Here is a 13,923-nt window from a genome sequence, read left to right on the forward strand (position 1 = left end):
CCTGGTGTCGGTCCTTCGGCTCATGGGAGCACGCGCTCCGACGGCCTTCCCGCACGGCATCGCACAGCCATGTGACCGTGCCGCTACAATACCTGCGGCCACTGTTGCAGTTCAGGACCCGCCATGTCTTCCGCCACCCGCGATGTACTGAAATCGGCCTTGATGACGCCGATCTGGGCTGCCGCCCTGTTGACCGGCGCCAAATCCTTTGTCGACAACCCCCTGATCGGCTCGCCCCGCCTCAATCGGGCCGGCCTGCACGCAGGCCGGGTTCGGCTGGCCCATGCTCTGGCCGCTCAACGCCGCCGCAAACTGCAGCACCGGCTGACCGCCAGCGACCGCGAGGCTTTCGAGCGGCAGGGCTTTATTGTCCGCGAACAGGCCTTGCCCGCTCAGGCGTTCGCCCGTTTGCGGGAGGAGGTGCTGGGTCAGGCCTTTCCGTCGCGGGAAATGCTGCAAGGCGATGCCGTCACCCGCCGCATCGCGATCAATCCGGATTTTCTGCAACAGGCACCGGTCACCCGGGCTTTTCTGCAAGGCCCCTTGTGGAACGGGCTGGCCGATTATGTAGGCAGTTATCGGCAAACACCGATGGCCTATGTGCAGACCATTCTGTCCCATGTTCATGGTCACCCCGAAGCCGATCCGCAACTGCAATTTCATGCCGATGCCTTCCATCCCACGGTCAAGGCCTGGCTGTTTCTGGAAGATGTCGCCGACGAAGATGGCCCCTTCTGCTACGTGCCCGGTTCGCATCGGCTGACACCGCAACGCCTGGCCTGGGAACAGGCCTGCAGCGAACAGGTCGGCCAGCTCGACCGCCTGTCCTCGCGCGGCTCGCTGCGCGCCTCCCCGGAGGCGCGAGCAGCCATGGGCTTGCCGGAACCGGTGCGGCTGGCGGTGCCGGCCAATACCCTGATCGTAGCCGACACCTTCGGTTTCCATGCCCGGGGCGCTGCCAGCCGTCCGTCACGGCGTGTCGAGCTGTGGGGCTATGGCCGGCGCAATCCCTTTCTGCCATGGGCCGGGCTGGATCCGGGCTCCCTGCCCTGGATCGCGCCCCGCCGCATCGACGGCTACTGGCGCTGGCTGAGCTTCTGCGAGCAGCGCCTGCATCGCCCCATCGCCTGGCGCGATGTCGGCCTGCAATATGCCGGAGATTCCCGCAGCAGTTTCGGCTGAGGCCCCACCGGCAGCGGCTTCAGCCGCCGCTACCGACCCTTGCCGGGTGCCGGAACAGGCCACGCTGCCGCCAGACGCGCAGCTGATCAGGCACCTCGGCCGCCGCGGCAAGCTCGGCCATCCGCTCGGGCTCAGGCTCGAAATCCGCCTCGGCTTCGTGCAGCCACAGCAAAGGATAGGGAATATGGATGGCCCGTCCGCCCAGGGCCAGCACGGGAGCGACGTCCGAGCGCAGGGAATTGCCGATCATCACGAATTCCTCGGCCTTGACGCCGCTGCGTGCCAGCACCGCGGCATAGGTTTCCGGGTCTTTTTCGGACACGATCTCGATCCGCTCGAACACCTCGCTCAACCCGCTGAGCAACACTTTCCGTTCCTGGTGGAACAGATCGCCCTTGGTCACCAGCACCAGCGGATAGTCTGCCGCCACGGCTTCCACCGCCTCGCGCACGCCCTCCAGCAGCTCCACCGGGTGACGCAGAACCTGTTTGCCCAGCTCCACGATGCGATGAAGATCATGCGCGCTGATCCGCTCCTCCGTGACCCGGATCGCGGCCTCGACCATGGACAGCGCCATGCCCTTGGCACCGTAGCCGAACAAGGCCAGATTGGCCCGCTCCACCGTCAGCAGCCGTTGCCGCAGCGCCAGTTCGCGCAAATCGACATATTCGCCGACGATGGCCTCGAAATCCGCATAAGCGGCCTGGTAATAAGCTTCGCTGTGCCACAGGGTATCGTCACCGTCGAAACCCACCAGCTTGATGGCATCTGTCACAAGCAACCTTTCATAAACTATCCACTCACAGGGGCAAGGCCGACCTCGGCTCAGGCCGGCCGCCACATGCCGGCCTCCAGCCAGCGGGCCAGTGCCGCCAGCACCGGTTCGCGGATCGAGGCGATTTCATTGAACAACTCATGATACGCGACCGGGAATATCTCGCTCTGCAAGCATGCGGCGGGCGCACCCTCGGCAAAGGCCTGGCTGCCGGCTGGATCCACCAGCCGGTCTTCACCGGCAATCAGCAGCAGACTGCGCACGGACAGCTTCGCCGCATCGCGGCGACAGGCCGAGCCGGCCTTGAAAATGAAATCCGCCAGCGCCGGCGTGATCCGGCCGTGACAATACGGGTCAGCCTTGACCGCCGGTGCCACCGAGGGTTCATGGGACAGGAATTGCCTGGGCAGCCCTTGCCCCAAGGGCAGACCCGGTGCAATCCGTGCCAGCCATGAGGCCAGTTGCTGCAGGCCGGGTCCGACCCGGCTCTGCAGCGCCGGTGCCGACAGGATCAGCCCGGCGGGCTCGATCCGGTGATCCAGCACCGCCCGAGTGCAGACCAGGCCACCCATGCTGTGGCCAAGCAGCAAGGGCGGCGTTCGCTGACTGATGGCAAAGTCGGCGTAGACCCGACCCAGATCCCGCAGCAGATCATCCGGGCGTGGCAGCCCACCTCGCGCACCTCCCGAACGACCATGGCCCCGCTGATCGTAGGCCTGCACAGCAAAACCGCGCTGCCAGAACCAGCGTGCCAGTGACTGATAACGGCCGCTGTGCTCGCCCAGCCCATGTACCAGCAGTATGGAACGACCAGCCTCGGGCTGCGGCCATTGCCGTCGATACAAGGGCAGGCCGTCATGAGCGTCCAGCGGTGGCAGGATCTGCTGCTTCATCGATTCCGACGCGATACTCATGACCTGGATCCCATACCGACAAGAGCATCCATGGTACGACCTGCACGCCAGACTGGCGTATGCTGTGCCGACATTTATCGCCTCGAGTGATGATCCATGGGCTGTCTGCCCTTGCCGCTGACTTTTGCCCTGGGTGCCGGGCTCGGCTATCTGGCCGACCGCGAGAACGGCGCCTTGTGGGGCGCGGCCGCCGGCATCATGATCGGCCTGCTGGCCAGCACCGGGGTCATCCTGTATCTGCGCCGCCGACGCTGAGCCGCGCCCTCGGCAGGCAGACTCAATCGCTGATCAAAGCCTGCAGGCGCAAGCTCGCGATACGCTCGATCTGGCGCAGGTTCTCGACCACTTCACTGGCCTTGTCCTGTGCCAGCCGGCGTTGAAGCTCGGCGATCACCGATGCCGGATCATGTCCCCGCACCGCCAGAACAAAAGGAAAGCCGAAGCGTTCCAGATAGCGGCCATTGAGGGCGGCCAGTTCGGCAAACTCTTCCGGCGTGCAGTGATCCAGACCGGCCGCATGCTGTTCCTGTGTCGATGCAGTGCCCAGCCGCCCTTCGACGGCGGCTTCTCCGCCCAGTACCGGGTGGGCGCAAATCAGTGCCAGTCTGTCCTCGTGCGGGGCATGCTCGACCACGGCCGCCATCGCCGTTTCAAGGGCCGCGCGCGATGCGAACGGACGCTGTTCCAGTACCGCAGCAGGCACCCATGGACTGTGTTCGAAAATGCCGCCCAGCGCAGTGATGAAAGCTTCATCATCCAGCTGGTTCAAGGCTGCAATGCTCAGACTCATGGCCCCACTCCTGTCATCGACGATGCCCCGAGGACGGCAACCGCTCTGTCCCGGCCATACCGATGAACAGAAGGTGCACCGACCGTCAGCACCAGTCGCAAAACCGCAGTCTACGCGGCTGCCGTCTCGGTCGCCAAGCCTCGCATGCCCCTGACTCGTCAGGGCAACGCAAGACCGGGCGCCGGTCTTCATCGGGTACCGGTCTCAAGCCGGCAGCTCCGGTGGATATCGTTGCTGCCAGTGCCGCGCGATATCCACACGACGGCATATCCATACTGCATCATGACTCTGGATATGATCGAGAAAGCGTTGAAGGCCACGAAATCGCCCCGGACGTCCCAGGAGCCGGGCATGCATGCCGATGGAAAGCATCCGGGGTGTGACCGCTCCTTCGGCATAGAGCACATCGAAGCTGTCGCGCAGATACTCGAAGAAATGACCACCGGTATTGAAGCCCTGCGGCGTGGCGAACCGCATGTCATTCGCATCCAGGGTATAAGGCACGATCAGGTGCGGGCGATGGCTGCCATCTTCGAGATCAACCCGGATCCAGAACGGCAATTCGTCGCCATAGTAGTCAGAGTCATACAGCAGGCCGCCATGCTCGACGACCAGACGCCGGGTATTGGGACTGTCCCTGCCCGTATACCAGCCCAGGGCAGGCCCACCCGTCAGCGACTGATGGATGGCCAGCGCCTCACGGATATGCTCGCGCTCTGTGGCTTCGTCCATGCTCTGGTAATGGATCCAGCGCAAGCCATGACAGGCGACCTCATGACCGGCCTCGACGAAGGCCGCTGCCATTTCGGGGTAGCGCTGCAATGCGGACGCCACTGCGAAAACGGTCAATGGCAGCTCGCGATGCCGGAATTCGTCAAGAATGCGCCATACGCCCACGCGAGAACCATACTCATAGACCGACTCCATGCTCAGATGACGATCTGGATAGCTGGCCGCACCGATGATTTCAGACAGAAACTGCTCCGATCCCGCGTCCCCGTGCAGCACGCAGTTCTCGCCACCTTCCTCGAAATTGAGCACGAATTGCACGGCGATACGTGCGTTCCCTGGCCAGTCGGCCGCCGGAGGATGACGACCATAGCCGCGCAGATCCCGTGGATAGTCTGACCCCTGTCCCATCCGTCTCTCCCGTTTCGCGACGGTGTCGCCCCGCCGTCGCCGTGGCACCGCCTGCAGCCCATCGTGCAGGTCGACTCAGGTATACCTGCTGCCCGCGTTCCGGTCCAGTTGCAGCAGACCGCTTGACCGGTCCCCGGAACTGGCGTGTACTGAACCGCAACCCAGCCGCTGCAAGGTATTTCGCCGTCCATGCCGATCTCCGCCTCTGCCGTCCAGCCGCCCCGCCGTCTTAGCTTCAGCCTGGAAGACTGGACCATCCTCAGCCAGCACTGGTACCCGGTCGCGATCGCCGAGACGCTGGGCGAACAGCCGCTGGCCGTCACCCTTCTCGACTATCCGCTTGTGCTGTGGCGAGCGCAGGGTCTTATCCATGCGGCCCGGGACCTGTGCTCGCATCGTGGGGTGCCGCTGTCCAAGGGCTGGGTCGAAGATGGCTTGATCGTATGCCCCTATCATGGCTTGCGCTATGCCGGCGACGGACGCTGCCGGAAAATTCCCGCCCACCCGGAAATCACCCCTTCACCTCGCTTCCAGCTGCCGGTATTTCCCGTCGTCGAACGCTATGGCCTGATATGGACCTCGCTGGCCAGTACCGATCCGGCAGGCATTCCTCCATTCGAAGCCTGGAATCAGGCCGAATACCGTCGGATCCTGCCTCCCAGCGTCGACATCCATGGTTCGGCGGGCCGACAGGTGGAGGGTTTCGTCGACGTCGCCCACTTCGCATGGATACACCACGAAGCGTTTGCCAGTCGAGACCAGCCGGTCGTGCCCGACTATACGGCCAGGCTCACCGACTACGGCGTACATGCCGAGTATCGCAGCGCGGTTCCGAATTACCCCAAAGGGGCAGTGAATAAGGCACCCGAAGGGTTTGTGTGGCTGCGGGAATTCGATGTCTACCCGCCGTTCACTGCCCGTCTGATCGTCCATTTCCCTGATCAGGACCGGTTGTGGATTCTCAACGCCGCGTGTCCGGTCTCGGCACATGAAACCCGTTTGTTCGTGCCCATCGCACAGAACTTCAACCATGAGGTACCCGCCGAGGCCATCCATGCCTTCAATGCCCAGATCTTCGCCGAAGACCAGGCCATGATCGAGATCCAGAAACCCGAGGACCTGCCCTTGGATCTGGCCGACGAAGCGCACTTTCCAGCCGACAGGTCATCCACGGCCTATCGACGCTCTCTGGCCCGAATGGGACTCAGCTTCCATTTCACGCGCTGAGTGATGCGCCGGCACGCATCCCTGCCATGGATCAGTGGCAGGATGCGTCCAGCCAATGGATCAGCTGGGTTTGCAGTGCCTGCCGATGAGCCGAAAAAGGATGGTCATCGACATAGGTGATGGCCGTCAGACGGGCATCACCCAGGCTGCGAAGGCGATCAACCATGGCCGTGTAGGTTTCCATATCACGTGGGGTTCGGGTATCGGAAATCAGTAGCAGTGGCCGTCCGCTCAGCGCCTTGGCCCCTTGGACAAAGTCCCAGTCCGCCGGTGCCTGGGCCACCTCGTCACGCAAGGAAGCGGCACTGCTTCGCAGGGGGCCCGAGTCTGGATCCGTCACCTGGCCGAAATAGGCCGTCTGAGCCTGCCTCCGCTCGGGGTGCCGACGCCAGTCCTCGGGCTCGGCACCAATGTTCCATGCGGCCAATGCCGCCGTGCAGCGCACGCCAGCATCTCTCTCCGCCGCGAGCAGGGCAAGACCGCCGCCCATGCTGTGGCCCAGAAGGACAATACGCTCGGGATCGATCCGGAAGCGCTGGCGCAACTCGGCCGAGCGCATGTAGCCCAGCACATGCCGGACATCCTCCAGCGCATGGGCGAACGAGAAGCGACCGCCGCTGCCCCAGCTTCCTCGATAGTCGAAGTACAGTACGTCCCAGCCTGCCTGACGCGCGGCCTGACCCAGATCAAGATTGCGCTCGTTGCCGGGAAACCCGTGCAGCAGGATCAACAGCGGGTGCGGGCCCAGACCGGCCGCCGTATACATAAAAGCATTGAGGTGGGCGTCACCACTGGGGATCTTCAGTTCGACCTGGCCCGGTGGATGGGCCTCGTCCGCGTACAGGGCCCCCGTCCAGCCCAGAGAGCCCGCCAGCATCCCCAGCATCCATCCACCAGCGACTGCCAGCCATCGTCTCCTGCCGCCACCAAGAATCATGCCGCTCTCCAGATCGGATATCGCATGCCCAGACACCTCGCATCGAGGCCCGACTGCGGTGCTGCGCAGACATCATGCCTCGCGCTGCGGGCCATTGAACCAGGCATTCAAAACTACCGCAGCTACAGTAGCCAGCACGATACCGCTGTGCAACAGCGGAGTCAGTGCCGCCGGCATATGGTCGAAGAAGTGTGCTGAAACCACCGGCACCATGGCCAGTCCCAGACTGACCGCCACGATCAGCAGATTGTGGGGGCGAGTGTGGAAATCGACTCGGCCCAGCACACGGATGCCATGCGCCGTGACCAGCCCGAACATCACCAGACCTGCGCCGCCGAGCACGCTGGGAGGAATGGCCGCCACCAGCAGCGACAGCCTGGGCATCAGACCCAGTGCCGCCAGAATCACTCCGGCACCGATGCATATCTTCCGGCTGCGGACGCCGGTGAGACTGACCAGTCCGATGTTCTGCGAATACGAGGTATCGGGAAAGGCATTGAAGATACCGCCCAGCAGGCTGCCCACGGCATCGACCCGCAGGCCGCGGATCAGATCCCTGTCATTGACGGGTCGCCCGACAATTTCGCCCAGCGCCAGAAACATGCCCGTCGATTCCACGAACACGATGCACAATACGATGCACATCGTCAGCGACGACCAGAGATCGAATCGCGGACGTCCGAAATGGAAGGGTGCGATCCCGGCCAGCCATGGCGCATTTGCCAATCCGCTCCAGTCCATGGCCCCGACCAGACTGGCGGCGGCCACGCCGACCACCAGCCCCAGAAGCACTCCGATATGGGCCACGAAACCCCGGCCATAGCGCATCACGCTCAGAATGAAGACCAGAACCAGCCCCGCCAGACCCAGATGCACCGGAGCGGCATAATCCGGTGCCGCAGCACCACCAGCGGCCCACTGGACGGCCACGCCCAGCAAGGTAAGCCCGATCGAGGCAATGACCGCGCCGGTCACCAGCGGCGGGAAGAACCGCAGCAGCCTGCCTATCAGCGGCGCAAGCAGCAAGCCGGCGATGCCAGCGACCAGATGGCCACCGAAGACGTAGGCCAGACCGCGCGCGGGGTCCGAGCCTATCGCGATCATGGGGCTGGCCGAGGCGAACGTGGCCGCCATCACCACCGGGCGTCGTATCCCCAGACCGCAGGGCCCCCAGGACTGGAGTATCGTCGCCAACCCGCAGCAGAACAGATCGGCACTGACCATGAAGGCGGCATCCGCTCGGCTCAGGTGCAGGCCGCCCGCCACGACAAGCGGCACGACCACCGCACCGGAATACATCACCAGCACATGCTGCAGCGCCAGTATCCAGTTCCGTCCCCGGCCCGTCACCTCCCCCATCGATCCGGCTCCCCTGTCCGCCCCGTGTTTCGAACATACCCGAGCCGTTGTGGATTGCACAAGACGATGTAGAAGCGCGATAGTGCGGACAAGGACGGTCCTGGCACGGGTGAGACCGCCATTGACGGGAAGACGCTGCGCAACGGAGCGGCAGCAGGCCAAAGTGCCTTGCAAACCGATGCATGCTCTTCCCCGGCCATCGTTCAACTGCGGAGATCCAGTATTGAGCCGTTTGACGACCCATATTCTCGATACCAGTCATGGACGGCCTGCCGCCGGTGTCATGATCGAACTGTTCCGTCTGCAAGTGGACGGACTGCACCCTTTGACCCGACAGATCAGCAATGCCGATGGTCGTTGCGAGCACCCGTTGCTGGAAGGCGAAAGCTTCCAGCTCGGCCGCTATCAGCTGCACTTCCATATCGGCGACTATTTCGATCAAGTCCATGCACACGACGAGCGTTTCCTGGATGTGGTGATTCTGGCGTTTGCCATCACTGACACGTCCAGAGCCTGGCATCTTCCCCTGCTGTGCTCGCCATGGAGCTACAGCACCTATCGCGGGAGCTGATTCCATGCACGGCTACATTCTGGAAATGCTGGGTCAGTTGCTGCGCTGGCTGCATGTCGTCGCCGCCATGGCCTGGGTCGGCGAGTCCTTCTATTTCGTGGCGCTGGATCAGGGATTGCAGTCACCGCGACATGCAGGGCCTGCCGGCATCGCTGGTGAGTCCTGGTCGGTGCATGGCGGCGGCTTCTACCACAAGCAAAAGTACATGGTCGCACCCGCCGTCATGCCTGAGGTGCTGCATTGGTCGAAGTGGAAGGCCTACGCCACCTGGCTGTCAGGCTTCGCCCTGCTGCTCAGCCTGTATATGCTGCAGCCCGACCTGTATTTGATCGATCCGGCCGTCGCGCCCCTGCGTGCTCCGTTGGCGATTGCCCTGGCGCTCGGAATCCTGCTGCTGGGATGGCTGGTCTATGACGGTTTCTGCCGCATTCTGGGCGACCGGAACCGGTTGATCGCCTTGCTTCTGGGTCTGTGGATGCTGGCCATCGACTGGCTGGACTGCCATCTCTTTGCCGGACGTGCGGCCTGGCTGCTGACGGGCGCGGTGATGGCCAGCATCATGTCGGCCAACGTATTTTTCGTGATCATCCCCGGCCAGCGCCGCATGGTCGATGCCATGGCGCGAGGCGAAACGCCGGACCCCGAATTCGGCCGGCGCGGCAAACAACGGTCGGTGCACAATACCTACCTCACCTTGCCCGTCGTCTTCGCCATGCTCAGCAATCATTTCGCCATCGGCTATGCCCGTCCCGACAACTGGCTGATGCTCGCCCTGATCATGCTGGGAGGCGCCCTGATCCGGCAATTTTTCGTGCTGTACCACGGCGGCCGTCGGGTCTGGTGGCTCCCTGCGGGAGGCACCGTGGCCATCGTCGCCGCGCTGGCCGTCGCCTCTCCGCCCAGTATCGGCACCGCCAGCCGGCCGCCGCCCCGGGCATCCGTCGCCGCTGCCGACTCGACGAGCCAGCCAGCGCCGACGCCCCAGATCATGGCCCTGCTCGCGCGGCGCTGTGCGGCCTGCCACGCCAGCCATCCCACCATGATGGCCACCGCGCCGAAAGGCCTCGACTTCCAGCAGCCGGCTGTCGTCGCTCGCCACGCCTATGAAATCTACAGTCAGGCCGCCCTGCTGCGCGCCATGCCATTGGGCAATATCACCCACATGACCGACGAAGAACGGGTCCTGCTGGCCCAGTGGTACCAGTCACGCACCCGCACCACGAGAGTCTCGCCATGAGCCTTGCTTCGAAGCTGCCTGAACATGCCCCGGATTTCGCCCGTCGCTACGTCAATCTGGCCGATGCCCGTCTGGGAGCCGCAGCCGTCACATGCAGCGATGATTTCTTCGCTCCCATGCAGCGCATGCTGCAAACACCCCCCGCCGAATTCATTCCAGGCCGGTACGATGATCATGGAAAGTGGATGGATGGATGGGAATCCAGGCGCAGACGAGGCACAGGGCATGACTGGTGCGTTGTCCGACTGGCCCGTCCCGGCATCATCCACGGGGTGGATCTCGACACCAGTCATTTCACGGGAAACTATCCACCTGCAGCCTCGATCGAAGCTTGCATGCTGGAAAGCTGCGAGCCTGACGGCAATACGCCCTGGAAGCCGTTGCTGGCCACCGTGCCGCTGAACGGCAACCAGCATCATTACCACGCCACCGCATCAGCCAAGGTTGTCAGCCATATCCGCCTCCATATCTATCCGGATGGCGGTCTGGCAAGACTGCGCATCTACGGGTCCCCGCGCTACGACCCGGGTGACCGCAGGCCGGACGGTTTGCAGAACGTGGCTTCCGTCCTGCTCGGCGCTCGAGTCCTCGCCTGCAACAACCAGCATTTCGGCATGGCCTCGCAACTGCTGCTTCCCGATCAGGGCAAGGATATGGGCGATGGCTGGGAAACCCGCCGCCGACGCGAACCCGGCCACGACTGGTGCATTATTGCCCTGGCTCGACCGGCGACGCTGCGAGAAATCGAGGTCGACACCGCCTACTTCAAGGGCAATTATCCGGACAGCTGCGGACTGCATGGTGCCCATGTCTCGACCGGAAGCGATGAGGCCATCATCAGCCAGGCCATGTTCTGGCCTTCGCTGCTGCCACCACAGGCATTGTCGGCCAATGCCTGCCACCGCTTCGAAAAGGCCATCTCCATCCATGATCCCGTCACTCATGTGCGTTTCGACATCCACCCCGATGGTGGCGTCTCCCGGCTGCGATTGTGGGCGGCCCCCTCGCCGTGAGACAGCTGCCGCTGGAAATATTGACAGCCGAGTCTTTCGCCGCCTTTGGACAGGTCATCCGGGCTGATGAACACGCCCAACGTTATCTGATCAACCAGGGATCCACCGAGCGCTTCCATGATCTGGCTGACATCGACACCGCAACAGGCGATGGACGGACCCTGCTGAGCATCTTCCGCGGCCAGCCACGCATGTGGCCGATACAACTGGACATGCTGGAATGCCACCCCTTGGGCAGTCAGGCCTTCATGCCACTGAACCGGCATCCCTATGTCGTGGTGGTTGCCCCTGCGGGCCCTCTGGACGAGACCCGCATCCGCGCCTTTCTGGTCACGGATGGCAGTGGCGTCAACTACACCCGTGGATGTTGGCACCATCCCCTGCTGGCACTGGAGGCAACCAGTGACTTTCTGGTCATCGACCGCGGAGGAACCGGCATGAATCTGCAGGAACAGACACTGGATAGCCCCCTGTATCTGGATCCCGCCTCGCTCTGACCAGGCCTGCCGGAAAAAATACCGTCGTCTTAACGGAGGCCTGGACGGCTTTCAGATTCTTGTCCACGTCGCCATGCATTTTTGAAAACCATCGGCAGTGCGGATGCAACCGCAGCATCTTGGAAGCCCGTGGAGTGGCACCTATGGAAAAGCGCATGATGGCGCGTCATCGAAGTCATCGCGCGGCCTTGCGCACGGAGCATTCGCGGATACGACGAAAACTCACAGGATGACCATCCAAAGGTCATCGATCAATTGCCAGGCGGATGGACGCCCATCCAAATATCCCAACCTGACTGTCCAGGCCCGGAAATATCCTGCGAAGACACAAATAAGAACCTCACCACTCGATCGGCGATGCCGGCCTGTCATCTGTCATTCAGGCCGTGAGCCGCATCCATTTCAACACACCATCCCGAACACCTGTCACCACCCCACCTTGTCGATTCATTATTTCAAGGAGGTCTTTACACCCGTGCGTGACAAAGCAAGTCCAACCTGCGACGAATCAATACCGACATATCCAGCGCTCATCCGATGGCCCGCGCATACCCATCAATGCCAAGGCAGGCGTACCCGCCTTCTCTGTCGCCATCTATCACCTTGCCAGGGGCCATAAAGCCAAAGGCCCTGATCGAGGATCAGGGCCTTTGCATCATGACCAAGCGAGCCGCGCCCGCAAAGCCCTCTCTCAGAACACGATCGTGGTCTTCAGATCCACCACCACCGCATCATGGGTGTTGGTGGAGCCGCCTACATGGCGGATGTACTGCAGGCCGGGCTGAAAGGCCAACGAGTGCAGCGGCGCCCAGTGATAGAACAGCTCGGTCACATATTCATAACTGTCGCCGAACGGTACCGCATCGTGTGGGTGCAGAGCGTTGTACATGCGCTGATAGGCGGCCTGAAGCGAACTGGCCTTGTCCGCGGCGACACCCAGGCCGACGATATCGTCGGGCCGGTTGAATGGAGAGTGGTATTCGAAGGCCACCGTCATCTGCTGACTGATCGGACCCGAAGTGCGGCGATCACCCGTGGTCGCTCGCACGCTGACATCCAGCCCCTTGCCGCCATCCTCACCGGTCAGCTGTTGACGCACTGCGATATAGCCGCTGTAGGATTGGTTGTGCCACTGGGCCGTCTTCCCTGTCAGGGCGCGCGGCTGGCCGTCGACATCGTTGTACAGGTCCGGAAGGCCGGCAGAATTGAAGACCAGACCCAGCTTGTAGCTGCCCGACAGACCGTTCAGCTTGGGTGTCCAGCCGAATTCCAGCGGCAGGATCAGACCGGTGGTTCCGCCAGGGAAGTTGATCTTCCAGGCGCTCTTGCGCATCCACTCATTGTCGATATAGGTCGGGTTCTGCTGATAGACGCCCAGCTGGACATAGGTGTCCTTCGAGGTCTGATATTTGATGCGGGTCATCCACACGCTGGTCGGCCAGTTGAACCAGTACCGGCCAAACACGTTGCCTTCGTTCGAGCCGCACAGTGCCAGGCTCTGGAAGTCGCACACGCTGTAGCCGAAGTCGCCATTCTCGCCGTCCCGACCGATCTTGATCGCCAGCCGCTGATTGAAGAAACTGCGCTCAAGCACCATCCGGGTCAGCCAGGTGGTCTGGCCACGGCCGTACAGCTCCTGAGTCTGCTGCAGATTGCCCAAACCGGCATCGGCATCCAGATTGCGACCGTTGCGGTTGGTGATGATGGTCTGGAAGGTGGTGTCATGCCAGCCCCACAGCTTGTCCAGATCCAGCTTGACGCCCCCCATCCACTGATCGGTCGCACGCGAGATCTGGCGATCTCCCCCCTCGAAATTGTGGCCGGCTTCATTGGTATAACCGAAGTCGAAGTGAATGCCTTTGTCTTCCAGACGGCTGCGAGTGCCGTTCCAGTCACCAAACAGATAGGGACGGCTGACAATATCCCCGTCATCGGCCCGTCCGGGCTGGCTCCAGCCCAGACCGGCCATGCCCAGCGCGGCCACGGCCAGCAATGCACCACCACTACGAGTCACACTCATCCAAAGCCTCTCACTATCCAATGATTTCTGCATGTACGCGGCATCGACCCGCCGGTCTCGGCCCGAGTCAAATGCAGCGATGATCAAGTTTTTGAGCCCCGGTGCAGGTCTGAAGATCGCGATGCAGGCGACTCCCGTATCCCATCGGGTGCCTTGCATTCCGGTATCTTGCTCCGCACCGACTGTTCAGCCATCCATTTCCGGGCCACCCGGACCTCGGACCGACAAGCTGGGAAACACGGTATTTCAGGAAGGTCTCCC

Annotated in this window: 14 protein-coding genes; 7 read left to right on the plus strand and 7 right to left on the minus strand. The window is 62.7% G+C overall.

The window, feature by feature from the left end; translation table 11 throughout:
• The first annotated feature begins 123 nt into the window (after positions 1-123).
• A complete protein-coding gene (locus tag FRAAU_RS14980) occupies positions 124-1,182 on the plus strand; it encodes a phytanoyl-CoA dioxygenase family protein (RefSeq protein WP_014404362.1) in 1,059 nt (352 codons plus the stop codon).
• 19 nt (positions 1,183-1,201) lie between these two features.
• On the opposite strand, the gene FRAAU_RS14985 is transcribed toward FRAAU_RS14980, so the two are convergent.
• Positions 1,202-1,963, minus strand: a complete 762-nt coding sequence (locus tag FRAAU_RS14985; protein ID WP_245546404.1) for an HAD family hydrolase — start codon at positions 1,961-1,963, stop codon at positions 1,202-1,204.
• 44 nt (positions 1,964-2,007) lie between these two features.
• On the minus strand, positions 2,008-2,871 hold the full coding sequence (locus FRAAU_RS14990; RefSeq protein ID WP_014404364.1) for an alpha/beta hydrolase: 864 nt from the start codon (positions 2,869-2,871) through the stop codon (positions 2,008-2,010).
• Between the two features lie 96 nt (positions 2,872-2,967).
• Here FRAAU_RS14990 and FRAAU_RS17315 point away from each other — a divergent pair, with 96 nt between their 5' ends.
• Positions 2,968-3,126: an LPXTG cell wall anchor domain-containing protein gene (locus FRAAU_RS17315; RefSeq protein ID WP_014404365.1), complete on the plus strand. Its 159-nt coding sequence runs from the start codon at positions 2,968-2,970 to the stop codon at positions 3,124-3,126.
• Between the two features lie 22 nt (positions 3,127-3,148).
• Here FRAAU_RS17315 and uraD read toward each other — a convergent pair whose 3' ends face one another.
• Positions 3,149-3,661 carry a 2-oxo-4-hydroxy-4-carboxy-5-ureidoimidazoline decarboxylase gene (uraD, locus tag FRAAU_RS14995; RefSeq protein ID WP_014404366.1) on the minus strand — a complete coding sequence of 171 codons (513 nt, stop codon included), beginning with the start codon at positions 3,659-3,661 and terminating at the stop codon, positions 3,149-3,151.
• 204 nt (positions 3,662-3,865) lie between these two features.
• Positions 3,866-4,801 (minus strand): allantoinase PuuE, encoded by a 936-nt coding sequence (gene puuE, locus FRAAU_RS15000; protein ID WP_014404367.1) that lies wholly within the window; start codon positions 4,799-4,801, stop codon positions 3,866-3,868.
• A 189-nt stretch (positions 4,802-4,990) separates the two neighbouring features.
• On the opposite strand from puuE, the gene FRAAU_RS15005 reads away from it, so the two are divergent.
• On the plus strand, positions 4,991-6,028 hold the full coding sequence (locus FRAAU_RS15005; protein WP_014404368.1) for an aromatic ring-hydroxylating oxygenase subunit alpha: 1,038 nt from the start codon (positions 4,991-4,993) through the stop codon (positions 6,026-6,028).
• Positions 6,029-6,059: 31 nt separating this feature from the next.
• On the opposite strand, the gene FRAAU_RS15010 is transcribed toward FRAAU_RS15005, so the two are convergent.
• Together FRAAU_RS15010 and FRAAU_RS15015 are read right to left on the minus strand one after the other, a co-directional pair.
• Positions 6,060-6,905, minus strand: coding sequence for an alpha/beta hydrolase (locus FRAAU_RS15010; protein ID WP_169314769.1), 846 nt, complete (start codon positions 6,903-6,905; stop codon positions 6,060-6,062).
• Positions 6,906-7,037: 132 nt separating this feature from the next.
• Positions 7,038-8,324, minus strand: a complete 1,287-nt coding sequence (locus FRAAU_RS15015; protein WP_014404370.1) for a nucleobase:cation symporter-2 family protein — start codon at positions 8,322-8,324, stop codon at positions 7,038-7,040.
• Positions 8,325-8,547: 223 nt separating this feature from the next.
• On the opposite strand from FRAAU_RS15015, the gene uraH reads away from it, so the two are divergent.
• The 4 genes from uraH to FRAAU_RS15035 are packed head-to-tail and all read left to right on the plus strand — an operon-like array spanning position 8,548 to position 11,642.
• Complete coding sequence (gene uraH, locus FRAAU_RS15020; RefSeq protein WP_014404371.1) at positions 8,548-8,895, plus strand: hydroxyisourate hydrolase; 348 nt, start codon at positions 8,548-8,550, stop codon at positions 8,893-8,895.
• 4 nt (positions 8,896-8,899) lie between these two features.
• Positions 8,900-10,132, plus strand: coding sequence for a urate hydroxylase PuuD (locus FRAAU_RS15025; RefSeq protein ID WP_014404372.1), 1,233 nt, complete (start codon positions 8,900-8,902; stop codon positions 10,130-10,132).
• Positions 10,129-11,145: an allantoicase gene (gene alc, locus FRAAU_RS15030; RefSeq protein ID WP_014404373.1), complete on the plus strand. Its 1,017-nt coding sequence runs from the start codon at positions 10,129-10,131 to the stop codon at positions 11,143-11,145. The genes FRAAU_RS15025 and alc overlap by 4 nt, the downstream gene beginning before the upstream one ends.
• Positions 11,142-11,642, plus strand: coding sequence for an ureidoglycolate lyase (locus FRAAU_RS15035; protein ID WP_014404374.1), 501 nt, complete (start codon positions 11,142-11,144; stop codon positions 11,640-11,642). The genes alc and FRAAU_RS15035 overlap by 4 nt, the downstream gene beginning before the upstream one ends.
• A 691-nt stretch (positions 11,643-12,333) precedes the next feature.
• On the opposite strand, the gene FRAAU_RS15040 is transcribed toward FRAAU_RS15035, so the two are convergent.
• A complete protein-coding gene (locus FRAAU_RS15040) occupies positions 12,334-13,662 on the minus strand; it encodes a carbohydrate porin (RefSeq protein WP_014404375.1) in 1,329 nt (442 codons plus the stop codon).
• Positions 13,663-13,923 lie beyond the last annotated feature (261 nt).

The organism is Frateuria aurantia DSM 6220, assembly GCF_000242255.2.
Taxonomy (GTDB): Bacteria; Pseudomonadota; Gammaproteobacteria; order Xanthomonadales; family Rhodanobacteraceae; genus Frateuria; species Frateuria aurantia.

Excerpts from the sequence above, each read along its gene's own strand:
- FRAAU_RS14990 (WP_014404364.1), bottom strand. The coding sequence starts at position 2,871 with ATGAGTATCGCGTCGGAATCGATGAAGCAGCAGATCCTGCCACCGCTG.
- alc (WP_014404373.1), top strand. The coding sequence starts at position 10,129 with ATGAGCCTTGCTTCGAAGCTGCCTGAACATGCCCCGGATTTCGCCCGT.
- FRAAU_RS15015 (WP_014404370.1), bottom strand. The coding sequence starts at position 8,324 with ATGGGGGAGGTGACGGGCCGGGGACGGAACTGGATACTGGCGCTGCAG.
- FRAAU_RS15005 (WP_014404368.1), top strand. The coding sequence starts at position 4,991 with ATGCCGATCTCCGCCTCTGCCGTCCAGCCGCCCCGCCGTCTTAGCTTC.
- uraD (WP_014404366.1), bottom strand. The coding sequence starts at position 3,661 with ATGAGTCTGAGCATTGCAGCCTTGAACCAGCTGGATGATGAAGCTTTC.
- FRAAU_RS17315 (WP_014404365.1), top strand. The coding sequence starts at position 2,968 with ATGGGCTGTCTGCCCTTGCCGCTGACTTTTGCCCTGGGTGCCGGGCTC.
- puuE (WP_014404367.1), bottom strand. The coding sequence starts at position 4,801 with ATGGGACAGGGGTCAGACTATCCACGGGATCTGCGCGGCTATGGTCGT.
- FRAAU_RS14980 (WP_014404362.1), top strand. The coding sequence starts at position 124 with ATGTCTTCCGCCACCCGCGATGTACTGAAATCGGCCTTGATGACGCCG.
- FRAAU_RS15025 (WP_014404372.1), top strand. The coding sequence starts at position 8,900 with ATGCACGGCTACATTCTGGAAATGCTGGGTCAGTTGCTGCGCTGGCTG.
- FRAAU_RS15040 (WP_014404375.1), bottom strand. The coding sequence starts at position 13,662 with ATGAGTGTGACTCGTAGTGGTGGTGCATTGCTGGCCGTGGCCGCGCTG.
- FRAAU_RS15010 (WP_169314769.1), bottom strand. The coding sequence starts at position 6,905 with ATGCTGGCGGGCTCTCTGGGCTGGACGGGGGCCCTGTACGCGGACGAG.